We start from the raw sequence: 4486 nt of genomic DNA, 5'->3' as shown, positions 1-4486 counted from the left end.
CTGGCGCCTTGATTGTTTTCACACTGCTGGTTTTTACACTGATCGTGCTATCGGATAGCCAGCCTTAAATCAGGGTCACCTGACGCGCTTTGCCATCAGGCGCCAGCGCCTGTTCCTCATCGTGGATAGTTGTGAAGGGCTCAGGGGAAATGGCGGCTGCCGATGCGATTTTGCGCTGCTGATATTGGGCCAGACGCAAGTCCAGCAGCTCTTGCACCATGCGATGCAGAGGATCGATATCCTCCTCACTCACCGCGAAGCGTGGGCAGAAGCGATCCTCCCTTACCTCGAACCAGTACTCCCCCTTGGCGCCTGGATTGCCGCCACTGCTGAACTTGATCGGATTGCTCTTCCAGTAACTGAGCCAAGCCGGGCTGTCGGCGCTCAGGGCTTGCTGCTTGGCCGGCAGATCGAGACGGGCCAGCTCGGGATGCCGCTCGAACAGGTAACGGGAGTGGCTGGCCAGCGCTGCCAAGGTGGGTGGCTCACGCAGACCGTCGAGTTCGAGCAAGGCCAATAGCAGGATCAACTTGAAGCTCTTGTTGAGCGCGGTGTTCTCCACCCCCGCACGCAGAAAGTCGCCGTGCCGGTTCAGCACGCGCAGCTCCTCCTCCCCCAGATCGCCCGCTTGGGCGAGCAGCTCAAACCAGCCCCCCTGTTTTTGGGTATCGAAACGCAGTTGCTCACCCAGCCGGGCAACCCAGGTTTGCCGCGCAGTGGGACGATAACCGAGGTACTCCTTGAGGATCTGATAGGTCTCAAGCAGAGTCGGTTGCTGCTGCCTTTTTAACAGCGCTAGCAACGGAAGCAGCTTGGGATCCAGATTGATAAAACAACCTGCCGCCAGCGTCATCGCCCTGTTTGCGTGCGTTGGCGAGTAGGTCAATTGCGTTTGCAGCAGCTGAGGCTTGTAGAGACACGCCTTGTGATTGCCCACCAGATCGATCACCACCAAGCGTTCTTTGCCTTGATAGAGGCGCAAGCCCCGCCCCAACTGTTGCAGGAACACGATGCGCGACTCGGTGGGACGCAGCATCAGCACGGTATCGATGGCGGGCAAGTCGGTGCCTTCGTTGAACAAATCTACCGAGAAGATGATATCGAGCTCGGCGGCGGCCAATTGCTCCTGGGCGGCTTGTCGCCCCTGACGGGAGCCCGCATAGACGGCTACCGCCCGCACTCCGGCTTGCTGGAAGACGCTGGCCATAAAATCGGCATGACGGGTCGAGATGCAGAAGGCCAGCGTGCGCTGCTGGCGTAAACGTCGCCACTGGCTAAGGGCGTGCTGAGCCCGCTTCTGACTGGCGAAGGCACTCTCCAGCGCATGGGGGTCAAACTGACCGTTGCGCCAAGGCAGCGCGGCATAGTCGATAGTGTCATCCAAAATGCCGTGATAGGTGAGCGGCACCAGCATCTTTTGCTCAATGGCGAGCGCCAGCCCCCGTTCAAAGACGAGATTGTTGTCGCACAGCGCCAGAATATCGGCCTGATCGGTGCGGTCAGGGGTCGCGGTCAGCCCGAGCAGGAAGCGGGGCTTGAAGTGGTTTAGCAAGCGCCGGTAGGAGGGTGAGGCGGCATGATGAAACTCATCGACCACCACGTAATCGAAGTGATCCGGTGCAAAGCGCAGCAGATGCCGACTCTTGCCCAGCGTCTGGATGGAGGCAAACAACCAGTCGGCCTCATCCTGCTGCTGACCGTGATAGAGGCCAGAATTTGCCTGCGGCGCCATGTGCAAGAAGGTCTGGCGCGCTTGGGTCAGGATCTCCTCCCGATGGGCAACAAACAGCAGGCGGGCCGCCTGCATCTGGCGCACATCAAAAGCCGCGAGCCAAGTCTTACCAAGGCCGGTCGCCATGACCACCACGCCCCGTTTATGCCCCTGTGCCCGCGCGGCTTGCAGCGCCATCAGCGCCTCTTGCTGCACGCTGTTGGGGATGGGGGCTTCACGCAGCTGCTCGGCGCTGCTGCGATGATCCCCGGTGAGCACCCGCAACTCCCGCAGCGCGCTCTGCCGATAGCGAGCGAGGTAGCCATCTATCCAGTCGTGGGTAAGGAGCACGACCCGCGCGTCTTGCGCCAGCCGCTCGATTTGAGCCGCGAGCTGACGCAGGCTGTGATGCGGCTCGCTGGGTCCGCTCGGCTCAGCTCTGAGCGACCAGTTCCACTCCAGCGACTCGGTAAGGGCGGCGGCAGAGATATTGCTGGAGCCGAGAAACGCCTGACCACCGAGCACCGCTGGCGACCCTTCCTGGCCAACTTGCTGGCCTAGGTACTGGGCTGCGTGCTGGACAAACAGATAGGACTTGAGGTGAAAACCGCGATTGCCCTGACTCTGGTAGATCAGCGCGCAAGAGCGAGCGGGATCAAATTTGAGCAACTCGCGCAGCGCCACCGGCTGGGTCACCTCCAGATAGTCCGAGGTGATCACCCGAAGCCGTGCTCCTCGCGCCAGCGCCTCGTGCAGGGCACCGCGCAACAACACCAGCCCGCTTTGGCGAATAAAGGAGACACACAACTCAATGCGGCTACCCTCGCCACAACGGGCGATGGCGTCCAGCAGATGTGGCAACAGGGGATCGTTGAACTCCGGATCCCCCGCCTCTCCCCCGCTGATGAGCACGGGTGCACTCATGACCCGACCTTGCGCACGATGGCGTTAAGCCAACACTCCTGCTCGCGGCCGGGGCGTCGATCCGCAGTCTGCCAGATCTCGACCTCGCTCAGCGGCAACGGCGTTATCAGGGCTTGCAGCCCCGCCTCATCCAACTGGGTGAAGGCTCGGCCATCGCGCTCGGTCTCGTCTACCCCATATTTGAACGAGCAATAGAGCAGACCACCGTCGGCGAGTTGCTGGCACAGATGGACCATTACGGCATCCAATTCGGCACGGGGAACATGCAGCAGACTGGCACAGGCCCAGATGGCATCGACCGGCGCGGGAGCCACGAACTGATCGAAACGGCACAGTTGCACCGGCTGACCAAGCAGGCGCTCGGCGCGCAGGGCCAGCTCCGCGCTGGCATCGAACGCAGTGACCTGAAAGCCCTGCTCTCGGAAGTAGAGACTGTCCCGACCAGAGCCGCAGCCCGCATCGACGATATGAGCGCCGGGAGCGAGCAGAGGCAGGAAGCGCTGGTAAAGCGGCTGCATATCGACCGACAGCGTGCCTTCGACGAAGCTATCGGCGTGTTGGTTGTAGTAATCGATAGACATAGTAAGCAGGCACCTAGCACAAAACGCTCAGATTAACAGAGAGTTAGGGGTAAAAAAATCGAGTCAGTGCCATTTCAGACAATCCGCAGTACGGGAAGGCCAACTGGCACCTTCTTCGCTATTCATAAATGCTCTATTGACCCTAACGGCGCTCAGTTCATGCTATCAAAAAGAGTGTTATTCTAAGCCTGAGAGCACGGTAGCTCTATGAAGCCAGATCACCAAATCGATCATTTCTACTATTTGGCCAAGATGTACGCTGCGTCAGCGATTCATCATGGCGGTCTAATAGATCAGAACCACAGTCTGGGTTCACTTTGCGCCCAACACTGCTGGCGGTGTGCTCTGCCCATCACATCTAACTTGCCCCAAGGAGTTGGTGCGACAAGTTGTGCCATTGGAGGACCGCAGGTTGCCGAGGCTATCTTTACGCCAGGTGACGGTCTCGCCGGTGCTGGGATTGCTGACCCGTACATTGCCTAGACTATCTTTGCGGTAAGTGGTGCCTTCGCTGCTGCGCACATTGCCGAGAGAGTCTTTGCGCCAGGTGGTGCCGCTTTGCGAATCCCTGACGTTGCCGAGACTGTCCTTGCGCAGGGTGCCGCTATTGCCATCATCACACTGGTAGCGGTTATTACCGAGGCTGTCTTTGCGATAGGTACAGTCGGCGGCCCCGGCACTCTGGACCACCAGCAGTAACAGGGCACCAGCTAATACGCCGAGCGGAGTTAAAGAGGGGGACATAATCGTACTCCTTGATACGGGCGGGGACTCTCTTCAAGCGGGGCCAGTATATGCCGCCTGTAACCCCACGCCGATACTGGTTACATGAACATGTCGCATTTTGGAGCAGATGCGGGGGCCTGAGCACCGCGCCGGCGTTTATCGGCGGGGTCTGCTGGACGACGATGGCAATGGGTTGCAACCCAGACAATCAAGGCGCCTGTGTAGCGCCTTGATTGTTTTACGCGATCTGCATCGTTAAACGACTATGCCGTCGGCGCCGTTTCCTCTATGGCAATCGTGCCGGGCTCTTCCAGAGCCTCGACGATCAATGACAACCGATCCTGTTCGAAGTCCATATGCATGGCGTCCAGTTGCGGCAGTGTCTTGCTGGCCTTCGCCTGGCGCCTTGATTGTTTTCACACTGCTGGTTTTTACACTGATCGTGCTATCGGATAGCCAGCCTTAAATCAGGGTCACCTGACGCGCTTTGCCATCAGGCGCCAGCGCCTGTTCCTCATCGTGGATAGTTGTGAAGGGCTCAGGG

At 59.5% G+C, this 4486-nt stretch carries 3 protein-coding genes; all 3 read right to left on the bottom strand.

Features of this window, described 5'->3' with window-relative positions; translation table 11 throughout:
* Positions 1-64: 64 nt before the first annotated feature.
* The 3 genes from J9893_RS13590 to J9893_RS13580 all read right to left on the bottom strand — a co-directional run bounded on the left by J9893_RS13590 (position 65) and on the right by J9893_RS13580 (position 3960).
* A complete protein-coding gene (locus tag J9893_RS13590; protein ID WP_246875594.1) occupies positions 65-2635 on the bottom strand; it encodes a DEAD/DEAH box helicase family protein in 2571 nt (856 codons plus the stop codon).
* The gene (locus J9893_RS13585; RefSeq protein ID WP_005330546.1) at positions 2632-3216 is read right to left on the bottom strand and encodes a class I SAM-dependent methyltransferase; all 585 of its coding nucleotides are present in this window, start codon (positions 3214-3216) and stop codon (positions 2632-2634) included. The genes J9893_RS13590 and J9893_RS13585 overlap by 4 nt, the downstream gene beginning before the upstream one ends.
* Positions 3217-3528: 312 nt before the next feature.
* The gene (locus J9893_RS13580; protein WP_246875592.1) at positions 3529-3960 is read right to left on the bottom strand and encodes a hypothetical protein; all 432 of its coding nucleotides are present in this window, start codon (positions 3958-3960) and stop codon (positions 3529-3531) included.
* Between the last annotated feature and the right edge of the window lie 526 nt (positions 3961-4486).

The sequence above is a fragment of the Aeromonas sp. MaB10011B genome, assembly GCF_017939325.1.
Lineage (GTDB): Bacteria > Pseudomonadota > Gammaproteobacteria > Enterobacterales > Aeromonadaceae > Aeromonas > Aeromonas caviae.
The sequence above is the reverse complement of the archived record's forward strand: the minus strand, read 5'-3'. Positions and strand labels throughout refer to the sequence as shown.